The 17,211-nt window shown below is 73.1% G+C and carries 17 protein-coding genes; 2 read left to right on the top strand and 15 right to left on the bottom strand.

What is annotated here, in order from left to right:
• Positions 1-186: 186 nt before the first annotated feature.
• The 5 genes from groES to DEI93_RS01580 form a co-directional block, all read right to left on the bottom strand.
• Positions 187-483 carry a co-chaperone GroES gene (gene groES / locus DEI93_RS01600; protein ID WP_111009800.1) on the bottom strand — a complete coding sequence of 99 codons (297 nt, stop codon included), beginning with the start codon at positions 481-483 and terminating at the stop codon, positions 187-189.
• Positions 484-601: 118 nt separating this feature from the next.
• The gene (locus DEI93_RS01595) at positions 602-1,603 is read right to left on the bottom strand and encodes an NAD-dependent epimerase/dehydratase family protein (RefSeq protein ID WP_111120133.1); all 1,002 of its coding nucleotides are present in this window, start codon (positions 1,601-1,603) and stop codon (positions 602-604) included.
• A gap of 139 nt (positions 1,604-1,742) precedes the next feature.
• Entirely contained in the window at positions 1,743-3,479 is a 1,737-nt protein-coding gene (locus tag DEI93_RS01590) for a phospholipase C (RefSeq protein WP_284158518.1), read from the bottom strand.
• Between the two features lie 36 nt (positions 3,480-3,515).
• Complete coding sequence (efeB, locus tag DEI93_RS01585; RefSeq protein WP_111120094.1) at positions 3,516-4,835, bottom strand: iron uptake transporter deferrochelatase/peroxidase subunit; 1,320 nt, start codon at positions 4,833-4,835, stop codon at positions 3,516-3,518.
• The gene (locus DEI93_RS01580; protein ID WP_111120093.1) at positions 4,832-6,010 is read right to left on the bottom strand and encodes an EfeM/EfeO family lipoprotein; all 1,179 of its coding nucleotides are present in this window, start codon (positions 6,008-6,010) and stop codon (positions 4,832-4,834) included. Before DEI93_RS01580 ends, efeB begins: the two co-directional genes overlap by 4 nt.
• A 213-nt stretch (positions 6,011-6,223) precedes the next feature.
• Between DEI93_RS01580 and DEI93_RS01575 the strand changes: the two genes are divergently transcribed.
• A complete protein-coding gene (locus DEI93_RS01575) occupies positions 6,224-7,414 on the top strand; it encodes a class I SAM-dependent methyltransferase (protein ID WP_111120092.1) in 1,191 nt (396 codons plus the stop codon).
• Between the two features lie 142 nt (positions 7,415-7,556).
• Here the strand turns inward: DEI93_RS01575 and DEI93_RS01570 are convergent, their stop codons facing one another.
• The 10 genes from DEI93_RS01570 to glmS all read right to left on the bottom strand — a co-directional run bounded on the left by DEI93_RS01570 (position 7,557) and on the right by glmS (position 16,556).
• Positions 7,557-8,108 carry a DUF4190 domain-containing protein gene (locus tag DEI93_RS01570; RefSeq protein ID WP_111120091.1) on the bottom strand — a complete coding sequence of 184 codons (552 nt, stop codon included), beginning with the start codon at positions 8,106-8,108 and terminating at the stop codon, positions 7,557-7,559.
• A gap of 224 nt (positions 8,109-8,332) precedes the next feature.
• A complete protein-coding gene (gene tsaD, locus DEI93_RS01565; RefSeq protein ID WP_111036907.1) occupies positions 8,333-9,394 on the bottom strand; it encodes a tRNA (adenosine(37)-N6)-threonylcarbamoyltransferase complex transferase subunit TsaD in 1,062 nt (353 codons plus the stop codon).
• Complete coding sequence (gene rimI / locus DEI93_RS01560; protein ID WP_258372276.1) at positions 9,391-9,882, bottom strand: ribosomal protein S18-alanine N-acetyltransferase; 492 nt, start codon at positions 9,880-9,882, stop codon at positions 9,391-9,393. The genes tsaD and rimI overlap by 4 nt, the downstream gene beginning before the upstream one ends.
• A complete protein-coding gene (gene tsaB / locus DEI93_RS01555; protein ID WP_111120090.1) occupies positions 9,879-10,544 on the bottom strand; it encodes a tRNA (adenosine(37)-N6)-threonylcarbamoyltransferase complex dimerization subunit type 1 TsaB in 666 nt (221 codons plus the stop codon). Before tsaB ends, rimI begins: the two co-directional genes overlap by 4 nt.
• A 148-nt stretch (positions 10,545-10,692) precedes the next feature.
• Entirely contained in the window at positions 10,693-11,379 is a 687-nt protein-coding gene (locus tag DEI93_RS01550; RefSeq protein ID WP_111120089.1) for an SGNH/GDSL hydrolase family protein, read from the bottom strand.
• An 84-nt stretch (positions 11,380-11,463) separates the two neighbouring features.
• Positions 11,464-11,940 (bottom strand): tRNA (adenosine(37)-N6)-threonylcarbamoyltransferase complex ATPase subunit type 1 TsaE, encoded by a 477-nt coding sequence (gene tsaE, locus DEI93_RS01545; RefSeq protein ID WP_111120131.1) that lies wholly within the window; start codon positions 11,938-11,940, stop codon positions 11,464-11,466.
• 38 nt (positions 11,941-11,978) lie between these two features.
• Positions 11,979-13,157 (bottom strand): alanine racemase, encoded by a 1,179-nt coding sequence (gene alr / locus DEI93_RS01540; RefSeq protein WP_258372275.1) that lies wholly within the window; start codon positions 13,155-13,157, stop codon positions 11,979-11,981.
• Positions 13,154-14,239 carry an alanine racemase gene (alr, locus tag DEI93_RS01535; RefSeq protein ID WP_111120087.1) on the bottom strand — a complete coding sequence of 362 codons (1,086 nt, stop codon included), beginning with the start codon at positions 14,237-14,239 and terminating at the stop codon, positions 13,154-13,156. Before alr (DEI93_RS01535) ends, alr (DEI93_RS01540) begins: the two co-directional genes overlap by 4 nt.
• A 96-nt stretch (positions 14,240-14,335) precedes the next feature.
• Entirely contained in the window at positions 14,336-14,704 is a 369-nt protein-coding gene (locus DEI93_RS01530; protein WP_111009810.1) for a holo-ACP synthase, read from the bottom strand.
• 4 nt (positions 14,705-14,708) lie between these two features.
• Positions 14,709-16,556, bottom strand: a complete 1,848-nt coding sequence (gene glmS / locus DEI93_RS01525) for a glutamine--fructose-6-phosphate transaminase (isomerizing) (RefSeq protein WP_111120086.1) — start codon at positions 16,554-16,556, stop codon at positions 14,709-14,711.
• Between the two features lie 120 nt (positions 16,557-16,676).
• On the opposite strand from glmS, the gene DEI93_RS01520 reads away from it, so the two are divergent.
• Positions 16,677-17,159: a glutathione peroxidase gene (locus tag DEI93_RS01520; RefSeq protein ID WP_111009812.1), complete on the top strand. Its 483-nt coding sequence runs from the start codon at positions 16,677-16,679 to the stop codon at positions 17,157-17,159.
• The last annotated feature ends 52 nt before the right edge of the window (positions 17,160-17,211 follow it).

Genomic DNA, 17,211 nt, shown 5'->3' with positions numbered 1-17,211 from the left:
ACACGGTGGTCGCCCGGCTGGCGCGTTCTCGGGCGACGGAACCGCCGTCCTCCGACGGCCCGCGCGCCGGGCTGACGTGCGCACGCCGGGTGCCCGGGCCGGGCCGGGCCGGGCCGGGACAGCAGCAGGCCCCGCCGGTCGGAACCGACGGGGCCTGCTGGAGCTGGTCCTGCTGCTGGTGCTGTCCTAGCGGACGACGACGGCGAGCACGTCGCGCGCGGACAGGACCAGGAGGTCCTCGCCCGAGTACTTGACCTCGGTTCCGCCGTACTTCGAGTAGATGACCTTGTCGCCGACCGCGACGTCGAGCGGCACGCGGTTGCCGTTGTCGTCGATGCGACCCGGGCCGACGGCCACGACCTCGCCCTCCTGGGGCTTCTCCTTCGCCGTGTCCGGGATGACGAGACCGGACGCAGTGGTCTGCTCCGCCTCGACCTGACGGATGACGATGCGATCTTCGAGCGGCTTGATGCTGACAGCCACGGCTGACCTCTTCTTTCTCGGTACTGAAGAAAAACTGGGGCTGGCACTCCCCCAGGGGCAGTGCCAACCCCAACTGTAGGGGGTGGTCTGGCACTCGGTCAATCCGAGTGCCAAGAGCCTATCGCCGGCCGGCGGCGAGCGTCCGGACAACCTCGGGCACGGAGCCGCCGAGGTCGACCTGGCCGTGGTCCGCGAGCCACACGAGGGCGTCGGCGAGGGCCTCCAGGGAGGTCCAGCCCGGCGCGTACCCGAGCTCCGTCGCGGCCCGGTCGATGCTCATCGCGTGGCTTCGGCGCACGTGCTCGAACGTCGTGTCGGCGTGCTCCGGCGTGGTGGATGCGCGGAACGCCTCCCACGAGGCCGGACGGAGTTCCGCGGTGCGCCCGAACCAGCTCGCGACGCCCTCGGCGAGCCCCCGGACGCTCATCGCCCGCGGCGACACGACGTTGTAGACACGGCCGGCGGCCACGTCCGGCCGCTCGATGGCGAGCGCGAACGCCTGGGCGACGTCGTCGGCGTGCACGTGGTGCAGCGTCTCGAGCCCGAGGTCCGGCACGGTGAGCGGCTCCCCCGCGGCGAGGCGTTCCCAGACGGTCGCGTCGAGGTTCCCGAGCGGCGTGATGACGGGCCACCCGGGGCCGGTGATGTGCCCGGCGCGGAGCACGGTGGCGGGGAGCCCGTCGGCGCGGGCGGACTCGGCGAGCAGCAGGTCCTCGATCGCCGCCTTCCGCGTGCCGTACTCGCCGATCGGCCCCCGCGGGTCGTCCTCCGAGGTGGGGACGACGAGCGACGGACCGTGCACCCAGATGGTGCCGCAGTGCACGAGGTGCCCGGTCCGACCACGGAGCGCCTCGACGAGGCCCCGCGCGTCGTCCTCGGTGAAGCTCGTCAGGTCGACGACGACGTCGGGCCCCAGGTCGGCCACGGCGCGTGGGAACCCCTCGGGGTCGCCCTCGCGGTCGAGCGCGACCCGCTCCACGTCGTCCCACGCGTCGTCCGCCACGTAGGGGGCGCGCTGCCCGCGGCTGATGGCGACCACGTGGTGTCCGCTCCGGACGAGGCGGGGCACGAGGAAGCTCCCGATGTGACCGGTGGCTCCGATGACGGCGACGTTGCTCATGTCCTCCATCGTGCTCCTCCGCGCGGGACCGCGAGCGGCCGCGGCCCCGGACCGACGACGAACGGGAGGCACGGTGCAGGTGCGCACCGTGCCTCCCGGCCGTCAGGCGGTCACGTTCCCCCGCCGACGCGCGGCGGCGTCAGTGGTGGTGGTGGTGGTGCCCACCGCCCCAGCCCGGCTTGCCCGGCTTCCCCGGCTTCCCGGGCCCGTGCGGCGGGGCCGGCTTGTGCGTCGGGACGGTCGACACGACCTTCGCGACGGCGCCGGTGGTGGTGTCCAGCAGGACCTCGCGCTGCTGCGGGTGCGCGAAGTCGAACATGCCGGCGAGCGATCCACCGCGACGGTCGAACGAGGCGTCCCCGATGTGGCCGAGGCCCCAGTTGTCCTCGATGAACGCCGTGGTGGACGTCTGCTCGATCCGGGTGTGGTCGACCGCGTTCTGCTTGGCGAAGGGCGAGATGACGAGGTACGGCAGGCGCTGCGAGGGGCCGCAACGGTCCTGGTACCCGCCGGCGACCGCAGCACGGGCGTTCGTGCAGATCGTGCTGTCGGTCGCCGTGTCCTTCGACCCGTTGAGGATCGTCGGGGCCTGGTGGTCGTACCAGCCGTCCGAGTCGTCGTAGTTGATGACGATCGCGGTCGAGGACCATGCCTTCGACTGCTCGATGGCGTTGATCTCGCGCGTCAGGAACTGCTGCTCGTCGATCGGGTCCGAGTAGCCCGGGTGGCCGTCCTGCGCCTCGGGGGCCTTGAGGAACGACACGGCGGGGACGTTGTCCTGCGCGAGCGCGGTGGTGAACGCCGACAGGTCGTACTCGTGGTTCGCCTGATCGCTGTGCCCGATCATCGCGTCGCTCGTCGGCGGCAGGTGGTGCGGGTTCGACGTCGACTTGTAGTACGCGAACGGGTTGTGGTGCGGTGAGTAGTCCTTCGCCGCGGTCCCACCGACGTTCGCGGTGGTGGCGTCGCACTTGGCGTACGTGCCGGAGCCCGCGTACTTCGTGGTCGGCGTGAAACCGCCCTGGAACCAGCCCCACGTGACGCCCTTGGCGTTGAGCAGGTCACCGATGTTCTTGCCCTGCATCGCGACGAGGTTCGACGTCGACGTGTGGTCGCTGTCGGAGCAGTCGTCGTAGGCGGGGTCGGGGTCACCGATCACGGTGCCCACACCGTCCGCGTTCGCCGAGGCGACCGCGGTGGAGCCCTTGACCACGGCGCCGGTCACGGAGTCCACCGCCACGCCGCCGTGCGTCTGGCCGCTCACGAGGTTGAGCGCACCGGGGGTGGACGGCCCGAAGGTCGTGTCCCAGGCGTTGTCGCTCATCGCGTAGTGCTGCGCGTAGTTCCACAGGCCCGTGACGGTGTTGCCGTCGTAGTAGTCCATGGCCAGGCCCGGGCTGCCGTACTCGCCCGTGCAGGTGTCGGTCGAGGTGTTCTGGACGAAGGCGTCCATCTTCCCGCCGTCCTCGGCCTTCTGCTCGGCGGCGTACCCGTGGTTCTGGTCGCAGGTGAGCGCCTGGGACGGGGTGAGCCGGCTCGGCGCGTAGAGGTTCGGGTTCCCCGTCAGCGTGCCCGAGGTGACGAGGTCGTTCACCCTCGGCGTGCCCTTGGCGGCGGCGAAGGTCGTGCCGTCGGTGTTCGTCGCGTTCGGGTAGGTCCCGAAGTAGTGGTCGAACGAGACGTTCTCGTCGAACAACACGACGAGGTGCTTGATGGGCGTGCTCGTCCGCGACGACGAGGCCGGTTGGTTCGTGGCCGATGCCGTGAGCGGCGCGATGGCGATGGCCCCCACGGTCACGGCGGCCACGGCGGTCGCTCCGGCGGCGAGTACGAGTCGCCCCTTCGTCGACCGCATGAGCGCGGATGGTCGGATCACTGGTGTCCCCTGTCTGATGGTGTGTGGAACAGTGCGTCAACTGAGCAGTGGTCGTCCCAGCCAGTCGTCCGCGTGGCGGACTCCCGGGAGGGCGAAGAAGTAGCCGCCGCCGACGGGCGAGATGTAGTCGACGAGCGGTTCGTCGGCGAGGCGCTTCTGGACCGTGACGAACTGCCGTTCGAGGTCCGCCTGGAAGCACGTGAACAGCAGCCCCATGTCGAGGTTCCCGTTCGCGTCGGTGCCGGCGTCGTAGTTGTAGGGGCGACGGAGCATCTGCTGACGCTTCGCCGCGGCCGTGCGGGGGTTCGCCAGCCGGATGTGCGCGTCGAGCTGGATGACGTCGCCCGTCGGGTCGTCCGCGTAGTCCGGGTCGTCGAACTCGTGCGTTCGGGTGAGCGGGGCGCCGGAGTCGCGGTGGCGGCCGATCATCGTCTCCTGCTCGTGCAGGGACACGCGGTCCCAGAACTCGACGAGCATCCGGATCGTCCGCACGACGTGGTAGCTGCCGCCGGTCACCCAGTCCGGCTCGACGACGCCGTCCTCGATCCGGCCCGCCCGGGTCCACACGAGGTCGTCCATGGCCGTCCGGTCGCTCGTCGACGGGTTGGCGGTGCCGTCCTTGAACCCCAGCAGGTTCCGCGGCGTGCCACTCGGCCGCGGCGGGGACACGAAGCCGTCCTGTCGCCACCGCACCTGCATCGCACCGCGCGTCGCCCGCGTGACGTCCCGGAGCGCGTGCACGACCGTGTCGGTGTTGTTCGCGCACATCTGCAGGAGCAGATCGCCGTCGCAGATCGCCCGGTCGAGCGCGTCGTTCGGGAAGTCCTCCATGGTCCGCAGGCGCGCGGGCTTCCGGTCCGCGATGCCGTACCGGTCGTCGAACAGCGACGCCCCGACACTCGTGGTGATCGTCAGACCGTCGGCGGGCACGTCCGGTCCGAGCACGCCCGAGTCCGACGGCGGCGCCGTGATCCCGACGTCCGTCGGCTGTCCGCCGCGGGTGAGGAACCGCGAGCGCTCCGTGATCGTGCGCAGCAGGTCGCGCAGCTCGGACCGGGAGACCGCGGTCACGTCGAGCGCCACGAAGGCCGCCGACCGCTGGGCCGGTGTGGTGATGCCCGCCTGGTGCGCCCCGTGGAACGCGTACGACGCGGCGGCACCACCGTCGGTCGCGGTGTCGCTCGCCGGGTTCCCGGCGCTCGCCGCGGTCGTGTCGGCCACGGCCGGGAGGCCCGGTGCCAGCGCCGCGGTCATGGTCGCCGCCGCCCCCGCGCCGGCTCCGGCCGCTCCCGCCAGGAACCCACGGCGGGAGGGACGGCGTGCCGCGGCGTGCGGGCACTGGGGCTGGTCGGTCACGAGGTCCTCCGGATGTCGCAGATCGCCGCGACGGGCGCGAGCAGTTCGAGTGCGCGGTCGATGGACGCGTCGAGGTCCTCCCGCTGCGTGGTCGTGAGGTCGGTGAGCGGCGTCCACGTGCCGTCGGCGTGGCGGCCCTCGTCGACGCGCGCCGTGAGCGCGGCGAGTGCCGCATCGGTCGCGGCGAGGTGTGGGTACCGGGTGCGGAGGATCCCCCGGATCGGGTCGAGGGCCCGCTCCGTGCCGACGACGTTCGCGGCGATGGTGGCCAGGTTCGTGTGGCTGCCGGCGTCGGTCGTGCCCGTGGCCTCGAACTGCAGCGCGTTCTCGAGGATCTCGTGTGCGCGGAGCCCGATGTCGAGCGGGTCGATGCGGGCGGTCGGGAACGTGGCCTCGAGGTGCCGGACGGCCGCGACGAGCGCATCGGCGACCGGAGCGCTCGCGGACACCGGTGCGCCGGACCAGAGCAGGGCCTCCAGGCGGTGGAACCCGGTGAGGTCCGGGTCGTCGAGCGCGGTCCGCCCCGACGCGGGAGTGCCGTCGATGGCCGTGTCGGCGTCGCCGAACGCCCCGTAGGCGGCGCCGAGCTGCTCGTACTCCGTGTGCCCGGTCAGCCAGTCCCGCTCGGCGGCCGCGCGGTCGCCGGCGTGCACGTCGGCGGCGACCCGCCGGACGTCGGCCTCGAGCACGGGCAGTCGACCCTCGATCCAGTCGCCGTACGCCTTGGCGGCCGGGATGAGGTCGTTCCGGGTGACGGGCACGACCCCGGGCGTCGCGCCGGTCACGTGCGCCGCACCGTGGAGGTGGACGACGGGACCCACCACCGCGTCGGCGTCGGCCGGCAGGCAGCGGAACCGGTAGGCGCCCGAGCCGAGGCGCACGCGGTAGGTCTGGGACGCGCCGGCACCGAGCCCCTCGGCGTCGAGGTACACGGCCCCGGACCGGGGGTCCTCGAGCTGCACCTCGACGCCCGCGACCGAGGTGTTCGTGATGCGGAGGGTCTGCGTGCCGCCCGCGGGGTCGGTCCACCCCGTCCCGCAGACGTCGGTGCCCGCGGCGACGTCGTAGTGCCCGGGGACGGCGCGCGTCGGCAGGAGGTGCGGCACGACGATGCCGGCCGTCACGACGAGTGCGACGACGAGCCCGACGACCCCGTACGCGAACCGATTCGACACCCGAGCCCCTTCCGCTCCCGGCCCCGTGGAGCAGCACGGGACGCCCTGATCGGACCCCCGTCCGGGGGGATCCGCGGAACACGGTAAGCCCGCTCCGAGGCCGGGTTTCCCCTGCGTTCACCGTCGTCACCGACTGTTCAGACGCCCGTCCGCCGACGGTCACGGAAGTGGGGGCTTGCCGAACCGTCGTGCGGGAACTGGGAGGATCGGGGCATGGACGCCGCGGACCTCGCACAGCTGCTCACACCCGAGGGCATGGCGCTCCTCGATCGCGTCCCAGGTCTCGCGGAGGGCGACGACGTCGTCCGTGCCGTGTCGCGCCTCCGCGCCGAGGGCCACGATCCCCGGCTCGTCGCGACGGTCCTGACGCAGGCGCGACTCCGTCAGCGGGCCCGCTCGAAGTTCGGCGACTTCGCGGGCCGGATGCTGTTCACCGAGGCCGGTCTCGAGCAGGCGACGCGCCTCCGCGTCGCGGCACAGCACGCCGGCCGGTTCGCCGCCGCCGGGATCACACGCGTCGCCGACCTCGGGTGCGGCATCGGCGGGGACGCGCTCGCGCTCGCGGCGCTCGACCTGGAGGTCGTCGCCGTCGACCGCGACGAGGTCACCGCCGCGATCGCCACGCACAACCTGGCACCGTGGCCCGCGGCCCGGGTCGAGCTCGGGGACGCGGCCCGCTTCGACGTCGGCCGGGTCGACGGCGTGTGGCTCGATCCGGCACGGCGCACCGCGGGACACAGCGACACACGACGGCTGGAGGACCCGGACGACTGGTCCCCGTCGCTCGACACGGTGTTCGCCGCGGCGACGCAGCTGCCCACCGGGGTCAAGCTCGGGCCGGGCGTCGACCGCGACCTCGTCCCCGACACGGCCGAGGCACAGTGGACGAGCGTCGACCGCGAGGTCGTCGAACTCGCGCTGTGGTTCGGTCCCCTCGCACGGCCGAACGTCCAGCGGGCCGCGACCGTCATCGGGGTGCACGGTGTCGCCGAGCTCACGGGACCGGCCGACGCCGAGGACGTCGAGGTCGGCCCGCTGGGCGAGTACCTCGTCGAGCCGGACGGCGCGGTCATCCGAGCTCGGCTCATCGGAGATCTCGGGCGGCGACTCGGCGGCCGGATGCTCTCGTCGGGCATCGCCTACCTGAGCACGGACGCCCCCGTCGACACCCCGTTCGCGCAGGTGTTCCGCGTCCGCGACGTCCTGCCCCTCGACCCGAAGCGGATCGGGGCTCGGCTCGCCGCGGACGGCGTCGGCCGGGTGGAGATCAAGAAGCGCGGTGTCGACGTGGACCCCGCGCAGTTCCGTCGGCGGTTGCGCCTCCAGGGCGGGTCCGGGCAGGCGACGCTCGTCCTCACCCGCCTGAAGGGACGGCACGCGGCCGTCCTGTGCGATCGCCCCTGACGCCGGTCCTGCCCGGCCCCATCCGTCGAGATCGCACAACACGCCGCTCACTTCGAAGGTGAGCGGCGTGTTGTGCGATCTCGGTGAGGACCGCCGTCGGCGGGCGGGCGGTGCGGGGCGGGGCGGCCCGGGCGGCCCGGGATCAGGTGTTCGGGTAGTTCGAGTAGTCGCCGTTGTGCGACGCGACGAACGCGAAGAAGATGACGATGAACACGATGTAGGCGACCCACAGCGCCGTGATCACGTAGCCCGCGATGAGCCCCGTGAGCGCGAGCGGGCGCCCCTGCTCCCCCGTGCGCTTGATCTGGTGCAGGCTGATGTGCCCGAACACCACCCCGAGGGGCGCCACCACGAAGCCGAACACGATGGCGAGGATCGAGAACAGGTTCCAGCTCGACGACGCCTGCGGGTACCCCGACCCGGGCTGCCCGTAGGGATTGGGCTGGCCGTACTGCGGCTGGCCGTACGGCTGCTGTCCGTAGGGCTGCTGGCCGTACTGCGGCTGGCCGTACGGCTGCTGCCCGTGCTGACCCTGCTGTCCGTACGGCGACTGCTGCCCGTGCTGCGGCTGTCCGAACTGCGGCTGGCCGTACCCGTGGTGTCCGGACGGTGTCTGTCCGGACGGTGTCTGTCCGGACGGCGCCTGGCCGGACGGCGTCTGTCCGTACTGCGGCTGGTCGTTCTGGTCGGACACGTGTTCACCTCCTCGTCGCCCACGGTGCGGGCGTCCCGCCGATCCTCCCACAGGGGGCCTGCGCACGACCGGCCGCCAGCACCCCCGGAGCGGGGGAGGCACGGCCAGCGGACGCGCGGTGCCGCGCCGCCGCGGTCGTCAGGCCCGCACCGTCGTCGGACCTGCACCCTCGTCAGCCCTGCACCGTCGTCAGGACCTGCACCCTCGTCGAACCTGCACCGTCATCAGACCTGCACGGTCGTCACGGGCAACGTCGAGTCCGCCGCGATCCCCAGGTCGCTCGGGGCGTGCCCGGACGCCACGAGCTGCGCCCCGATCGCGGCGATCATCGCGCCGTTGTCGGTGCAGAGGTCGAGCGGCGGGATCCGGAGCGTGACGCCGGCGGCCGCGCACCGTTCCTCGGCCACGGCCCGGAGCCGCCGGTTCGCGACGACACCCCCGCCGAGCAGGAGCCGGTCGACGCCGGTGTCCCGGCACGCGGCGAGCGCCTTCGTCAGGAGCACGTCGACGACGGCCTCGCGGAAGCTCGCGGCGACGTCGGCGACGGGGACGTCGCGCCCGTCGTCGCGGCAGCGCTCGACCCAGCGGGCGACCGCGGTCTTGAGGCCGGAGAACGAGAAGTCGTACCGGTGGGCCGCCATGTCCTTCGGCAGGGTGAGGCCGCGGGGGAACCGGATCGCGGAGGGGTCGCCATCGGCGGCGGCTCGGTCGATCTCGGGCCCGCCCGGGTACGGCAGCCCGAGCAGCCGTGCGACCTTGTCGAACGCCTCACCGGCAGCGTCGTCGATCGTCTCGCCGAGGAGCTCGACGTCGTCGACGAGGTCCCGCACGAGCAGGAGCGACGTGTGGCCGCCGGACACCAGCAGTGCGACGGTCGGCAGTTCGATCTCGGTGCCGTCGGCACGCAGGACGTCCGCCCCGACGTGGCCGACCAGGTGGTTCACGCCGTAGAGCGGCTTGCCGGTCGCGACCGCGAGCGCCTTCGCCGCGCCGACCCCCACCATGAGGGCACCGGCCAACCCGGGTCCCGCGGTCACGGCGACGGCGTCGAGCTCGTCGAGCCGCACGCCCGCGGTGTCGAGTGCCTGCTCGAGCGTCGGGGTCATGGCCTCGAGGTGGGCGCGCGCCGCGACCTCGGGCACGACCCCGCCGTAGCGGGCGTGTTCCTCCATGCTCGACGCGATGACGTTCGCGAGCAGGGTGCGGCCCCGCACGATGCCGACGCCGGTCTCGTCGCAGCTCGTCTCGATCCCGAGGACCAGCGGGCCGTCCGTCGTCGTGCTCATGCCGTGCCTCCCGTCGTTCGGTCCCGGACCGAGCCCCGCATCACCAGCGCGTCGACGTCGTCGGGTTGGTAGTACCGCGGCCGCGTGCCGATGGCCTCGAAGCCGAACGAGCGGTACATGGCCTGCGCGACGGGATTGTCAGCACGGACCTCGAGGAACACCTCGCGCACGTCGCGGCGGGCGGCCTCGTCGAGCAGCTCGCGGAACAGCGCTCGCCCGAGGCCCTGCCCGCGGTGGTCGGCGGCCACGGCGATCGTCTGGACGTCACCGTCGTGTCCTCCGGGCAACGACGAGAACGCGGCGTACCCGACCAGGACCGGCTCCGGTGCCTCGTCGGTCGTCTCGGCCACGACGTAGTGGCCGTAGGGCGAGCGGAACTCCTCCCTCATCTGCGCGGTCGACCACGCGTCGGTCGGGAAGGAGGTCCGCTCGAGCCGCATGACCGCGTCGAGGTCGTCGGGCCGGGCGGGCCGGATCCGCCAGCTCACGAGCGCACCCGCTTCGGCGCACCCGGCATGGTCACGTCCGGGTCCCGGAGGTACAGCGGCTCGTCGTCGGCGAACGGTGTGCCGACCGCCAGGCGTTCGGCGGCGAGCAGTCCGAGGCGCCCGGCCGGGATCGTCACCGAGGCGACGCGGCGCAGGTCGGCGGCGTCACCGAGCACGGCGTCGAGGTCGTCCGGGCGCGCGAGCCCGGGCCCGGCGGTCCGCACCGGGAGCGGTCGGGAGGCACCGTGCCGGTCCGACCGGTCGGTCGCCGCCTCGCTGCCGCCCGCGTAGACGCTCCAGTAGACCTCGCGTCGGCGCGCGTCGGTCAGGACGACGAGCGGGCCGCCGTCGGCCTCGGCCGCGGCGACGGCGTCGTGGCTCACGACCGGGAGGAACGGCACCGATCGCGCGACGGCGAACGTCCGCGCCGCGGCGATCCCGACCCGGAGGCCCGTGAACGGCCCGGGACCCATGCCCGCGACCACGCCCGTGACCTCCGCAGGGGTGACGCCGGCGATCGACAGGACGTCGGCCAGGAAGGGCCCGACGACCTCGGCGTGCCGCCGGGTGTCCTCGGTGCTCCGCTCGGCGAGCACGGTCCGGGCGGCCGGGTCGACGAGGGCGACGGCCGTGCCGGCGGACGTGTCGATGGTCAGGAGCACCGGACCATCGTACGGTCGTGGCGGGGACGCGGGGTGGCCCACCCGCGCCTCCCCCGCGCACGCGGGGACGGGGTCGAGCTGTCGGACGAGCTGGACGACCGCGGGCGCACCGTCGCCGGCCGGTGCACGGCACCGGCCGGCGGGTTGCTCAGTTGCTGATGCCGGCCCGAGCGAGCTCGTTCGCGATCGCGTCCCCGAGGACCCGCTGGCCCTCCACGGTCGGGTGCTCGCTGTCCCCCTGGAGGAGCTGCGGCTGTCCGGCGAGCGGCTGCCCGACGTCGATGAACGTCCCGCCGGCGGCGGTCACCGCGGCCTGCAGGGCGTCCGAGCTCTCCGCGACCACCGGGTCCGCGGGCCCGGGCTGGTTCCAGAGGGTGCTCAGCCCGACGATCCGGGCATCCGGCAGTGCTCCGTGGATGCGCGCCACGGTCCTCCAGGCTCCCCTGGCGATCGCAGCGGCGCTCTGGCCCTGGTCGTTGTCGGACGCCTGGATGACGACGAGGTCGGGGTGCGCCGCGACGGCCTGCCCGACGAGCCCGTTGAAGTCCGTCCCACAGTCGCCGACCCGGACGAACCCGGCACCGCTGCACGCGAGGTTCGTCACGTCGACGTGCTCGTCCGCCGCCTCCAGGGCGGGCCACGCCTGGTCCGGGCTGGCGAGGCCGTAGCCGGCCATGATCGAGTCGCCGATCATCACGACGTGCGGTCGCGTCGCGTTCGCCGCGGACGGCGCCGTCGAGTCGGCCGCTTCCGCGAACGCGGTCTGCCCGACGAGGCCGGATGACGCGGCCACACCGAGGATGGACACGAGGATTGCTTTCGGGAGCATCTTCATGGCGGCGACGGTAGCGGTGTGACCGGATCGTGACCTGTGCGCCCGGGGGACGGATGGTGCGCAGCCGACCCGGGGCGTACAGCGTCAGACGGTGACGCCGTCCCAGCGCGGGCCCACGGCGCGGACCACCACGTGGCGCGGTTCGTCCGGGACGTCGTCCGGGTCGACGTCGTCCGCGTCGATCACGCCCGCACCGTCGCCGGGCAGCGCAGCACCGCTCGCCCGCTCGATCTCGACCTCGAGCACGTCCGCGCTGATGCCGTCCACCATGCCCCGCCCCCACTCGACGACGACGACCGAGCCGTCCCAGTCGAGGTCGAGGTCGTCGAGTTCGACCGGGTCGGACAGCCGGTACGCGTCGACGTGCACGAGGTCGACGCCCCGGGCCGTCGGGTGTGTCCGGGCGAGCACGAAGGTCGGGCTCGACACCTGACCCCGTGCGCCCATGGCAGCGCCGAGGCCGCGGGTCAGGGTCGTCTTGCCCGCGCCCAGGGGCCCCGTCAGCACGACGAGGTCCCCCGCACGGAGCACCGCTGCGAGCCGGGCTCCGAGCGCCTCCATGGCCCCGGTGCCGTCGACCACGACGTCGAGCAGCACGGTCACGGTCGGCCACCCGCACTGCGGTTCAGGACGGCGGCGCGCTGGCTGAACTCCTCGGCGTGCCGCCCGCAGTAGCGCCGTGGCACGCGTCCGCCGATCCGGCAGGCGAGCTCCTCGCCGATCGTGTCGAGCCCCGCGGCCCACTCGAGGATCGTCGACTCGCCGCGCTCGCCCGGGCCGAACAACACGACCGTGTCGCCCACACGGACGTCGTCGTCCCCGACGTCGACGAGGAACTGGTCCATCGCCACCCGCCCCGCGATCGGGTAGCGGACGCCGCCGATCGTGACCTCGACCCGTCCCTGGGCGCGCCGGGGCACGCCGTCCGCGTAGCCGACCGGCACGAGGGCGAGCGTGGTCTCGGCGGCGGTCCGGTACGTGTAGTCGTACGAGACACCCGTGCCGACGGGGACCCGCTTGACCTTCGCGACCGACGCCGTGAGCGTCATCACGGGGGTGAGCCCGAGGTCCGCCGCGGTGACGCCGTCCGCGCCGGGGATGCCGTACGTGTTCGCCCCCATGCGGACCATGTCGTGCCGGAACTCGGGCCGCTCGAGGCCGGCGAGGCTGGCGGCGACGTGCCGGATCGGCAGCTCGAGCCCGAGTCCCGCGGCGGCGTCGACCGCCTCGGTGAACACGGCGACCGCCGCGGCGTCGTCGTCGTCGGACGCCTCCGCGAGGTGCGTGTACGCGGCGACGACCTCGATCGCACCGGCGCGCTGGGCGTCGCGGGCACGTTCGACGAGCGCAGGCCACCGGTCCGGCGTCGCGCCGTCGCGGTGGAGGCCCGTGTCGACCCCGAGGTGCACGCGCGCCGGCCGCTGGGTCACGGCCGCGACGATCCGGTCGAGCTCGGCCACGTTCGACACCCCGAGGTCGACACCGGAGTCCACGGCGTCCCGGGGGTCGAGGTCCGGGTCGTGCTGCCACGCGAACAACCGGACGTCCTCGCCGACACCGACCGAGCGCAGCCGCAGGGCTGCCTCGACCGTGAGCACCCCGAGCCAGCGGACGCCCGCGTCGACCGCGGTGAGCGCGAGGGGCACCATGCCGTGTCCGTACCCGTCGGCCTTGAGGACCACCATGACCTCGACCGGGTCCATCCACGACCGCAGGAGGTCGATGTTGGCCCGGTACGCATCGAGGTCGACGACGGCCTCGCGGAGCGGCGCGCTCACGTCGTCCTCCTCGCCAGGAGGGGGCCGAGTCGTGCGACCACCTCGTAGTTGATCGTGCCGATGGCGGCCGCCCATTCCTCGACGGACGGCACCCCGGTGGCCGGGTCGCCCCAGAGGACGACCTCGTCGCCCGCCGCGACCTCCGCGTCGCCGACGTCGATGTGCATCGCGTTCATCGCCACGCGGCCGACCACCGGGAAGCGTCGGCCGCCGATCGACACCGACACCCGGTTGCCGAAGCCACGGTCGAAGCCGTCCGCGTAGCCGAGTCCGATGATCGCGAGCGTCGTCTCGCGCTCGGTGCGGTGGGTGTAGCCGTACGAGACACCGTGCCCCGCCGGCACCCGGATCGTCCGGAGGACCGACGCCGTGACCGTCATCGCCGGGCGGAGTCCGAGCTCGGCGGACGTCCGGTCCGCGAACGGGCTCAGGCCGTACAGGGACAGGCCGATCCGGGCCAGGTCGCGTCGCGTCTCGGGCACCGCGATCGACGCCGCGCTCGCCGCGAGGTGGACGACCTCGGGCACGATCCCGTGAGCGGCGAGCGCCGAGAGCGCCCGGTCGAGGGCGGCGTCCTGGGCGAGGTCGTCCTCGCGGGACGCGTTGGCCAGGTGCGACATGACGCCCTCCACCCGTGTCCGCGGCAGCGCCGCGGCAGCGGCGAAGAGCTCGGGCCACTCGGACTCGACCGCGCCGTTGCGGCTCAGGCCGGTGTCGAGGACGAGGTGGACCGCGGGCACCTCCGCGCCGGCTGCCGCGGCGAGCTGCTCGACCGACGAGACGGCTGGCGTGATGCCCTCGGACGCGGCGCGCACGAAGTCCTCGTCCGGGGCGTGCAGCCACGCGAGGATCCGCACGTCGATGCCCGCGCGCCGGAGCGCGAGGGCCTCGTCGACGTCCGCGACGCCGAGCCACTCCGCGCCCGCGTCGACGAAGGCGCGTGCCGCCTCGACGGCGCCGTGCCCGTACCCGTCGGCCTTGACGACCGCGATCACACCCGCCGGTGCCACCCGCTCGGCCAGCGTCGCGTAGTTGGCGATCAGGGCCTCCCGGTCGACGGTGACGCCGGTGAACGCGCTCACCGGGTCACCACCACGGACGGGAGGCTCGGTTCGGCCCCGGCGTGCTGGGTCGGCCGCGCGCTCCCGCGCGGCCTCCACGTATGGTCGGTCAACTCCTCAGTTCCCTTCGATGACGACGAACGCCGTCGCGATCGGTCCATCGTGCGACAGTGACAGATGGACGGCCGTCACGCCACGCGCGTCGGCCACCGCCTGGGCCCCCGCGTGCAGGGTCAGCGACGGTGCACGCTGGTCGTCCGCGACGACCTCGAGTTCCTGCCAGCTCAGTCCCGCACTCGTGCCGAACGCCTTGATCAGGGCCTCCTTGGCCGCGAAGCGGGCGGCGAGCGAGGCGGTGGGGCGGGGCTCGCCGTCCCGCAGCAGCTCCGCCGGCGTGAACAGGCGACGTCGGAGCGCGGGCGTGCGCTCGAGGACCCCGGCGAACCGACCGAGGTCCACGACGTCGACACCGATGCCGATGATCACGGGACTACTCGACGGTCACCGACTTGGCGAGGTTGCGGGGCTGGTCCACGTCGAGCCCCTTGGCCGCCGCCAGTTCCATCCCGAACATGTGCAGCGGCGCGACCGCCAGGAGCGGCTCGAACAGCGGCGTCGCCAGCGGGATGCGCAGGACCTCGTCGGCGTAGGGCAGGACGGCCGCGTCGCCCTCTTCCGCGATCGCGATGACCCGCGCCCCACGGGCCCGGATCTCCTGGATGTTCGAGACGACCTTCGGGTGGAGCGACCGCTCGTCGCGGGGGCTCGGCACGATGACGAACACGATCTGCCCCGGTTCGATGAGCGCGATCGGGCCGTGCTTGAGCTCGCCCGCGGCGAAGCCCTCGGCGTGGATGTACGCGAGTTCCTTGAGCTTGAGCGCCCCCTCGAGGGCGATGGGGTAGCCGACGTGGCGCCCGAGGAACAACACGCTCCGGGTGTCCGCCATCCAGCGCGCGAGCTCGGTCACCGAGGCGGCGTCCTCGATCGTCTGCTGCAGCTTCGCCGGGAGCGCGTCGAGCTCCGCGACCTGCGCCGCGACCTGCTCCGGCGTGAGCGTGCCCCGGAGCGTCGCGAGGTGCAGGCCGAGCAGGTACAGCGCGACGCCCTGCGCCAGGAACGCCTTCGTCGAGGCCACGGCGACCTCGGGGCCCGCGTGCGTGTACAGCACGGCGTCGGACTCGCGCGGGATCGTCGCGCCCTGGGTGTTGCAGATGGACAGCGTGCGGGCACCCTGCTCACGGGCGTACTTGACCGCCATCAGGGTGTCCATCGTCTCGCCGGACTGGCTGATCGACACGACGAGGGTCCGCTCGTCGAGCACCGGGTCGCGGTACCGGAACTCGTGCGCGAGCTCGACCTCGACCGGGACCCGCGCCCACTGCTCGATCGCGTACTTGCCGAGGATCCCGGCGTACGCCGCGGTGCCACAGGCGATCACGATGACGCGGTCGACCTGGGCGAGGCGGTCCGCGATCGGCTCGAGGTCCGTCAGGGTCACGGCGCCGTCGTGCACGCGGCCGAGCAGCGTGTTCGCGACCGCCTCGGGCTCCTCGCTGATCTCCTTCGCCATGAAGCTCGACCAGCCGCCCTTCTCGGCTGCGGACGCGTCCCACGACACCTCGAACTCGCTCGCGGTCGCGGGCGTGCCGTCGAACCCGATCACCGTGACGGCATCGGGGCGGATCGTGACGATCTCGTCCTGCCCGATCGCCAGCGCGCGCTTGGTGTGCGACACGAAGGCCGCGACGTCCGAGCCGAGGAAGTTCTCACCGTCGCCCAGGCCGACCACCAGGGGCGAGTTGCGGCGGGCGCCGACCACGACGTCCGGCTCGTCCGCGTGCACGACGAGCAGCGTGAAGGCGCCGTCGAGCCGGGCGACCGTCCGCCGCATCGCCTCGGTCAGGTCGTGGCCGGCACGGAACTCCCGCGCGACCAGGTGCGCCGCGACCTCGCTGTCCGTCTCGCTGTGGAACGTCACACCCTCGGCCAGGAGCTCGTCCTTGAGCAGGGCGAAGTTCTCGATGATGCCGTTGTGGATGAGCGCCAACTTGCCACCGTCGGCCAGGTGCGGGTGTGCGTTGCCATCGGTCGGGCCGCCGTGCGTCGCCCATCGCGTGTGGCCGATGCCCGTGCGGCCGTCCGTCATGGGGTCGGCCTGCAGGTCGTCCTTGAGGACCTGCAGCTTGCCGGCCCGCTTGCGCGACTCGAGGTCGCCCGCGGCGTCGATCACGGCGACGCCCGCGGAGTCGTACCCCCGGTACTCGAGCCGACCCAGTCCGCCGAGGAGGACCCCCAGACTGCTGCCGTTGCCGACGTACCCGACGATGCCACACATGCGCTCGATCCTATGGGGTGCGCGGCCGGGAGCCCGCCGCACGGGCGTCGCGCGATCGCCCTGCCGGTCGCCGGTCCGGGGACACGCACGGCGCCCAGCTGCCGGGTCTAGCTTCGGCCCGTGACCCTCACCGACATCCCGATCACCACGCTCCAGGGCGAGCAGACCACCTTCGGCGCGTTCACCGACAAGGTCGTCCTCGTGGTGAACGTGGCCTCCCGATGCGGCCTCGCGCCGCAGTACGAGCAGCTCGAGGAACTCCAGCGCCGGTACGGCGACCGTGGGTTCACCGTCCTCGGGTTCCCGAGCAACCAGTTCCTGCAGGAGCTCGGGTCGTCCGAGGCCATCGAGGAGTACTGCAGCACCACCTGGGGCGTCACGTTCCCGATGTCCGAGAAGGTCAAGGTGAACGGCCGCGGCGCCCATCCGCTGTACCAGGAGCTCAAGCAGACCCCGGACGCGAACGGCAAGGCCGGACGCGTCACGTGGAACTTCGAGAAGTTCGTCGTGACGCCGGACGGCGCCGTCCACCGGTTCCGGCCCACGACTGTGCCGGACGACCCGGCGATCGTCGCCGTGATCGAGGCCGCGCTCCCCGCCTGAGTCTGCGGGCGAGGCCCCGCACGCTCGGTGGCGTGCGGGGCCTCGGACCGAT

Source organism: Curtobacterium sp. MCBD17_035 (assembly GCF_003234815.2).
GTDB lineage: Bacteria > Actinomycetota > Actinomycetes > Actinomycetales > Microbacteriaceae > Curtobacterium.
This window is presented reverse-complemented; position numbering and strand designations above follow the sequence as displayed.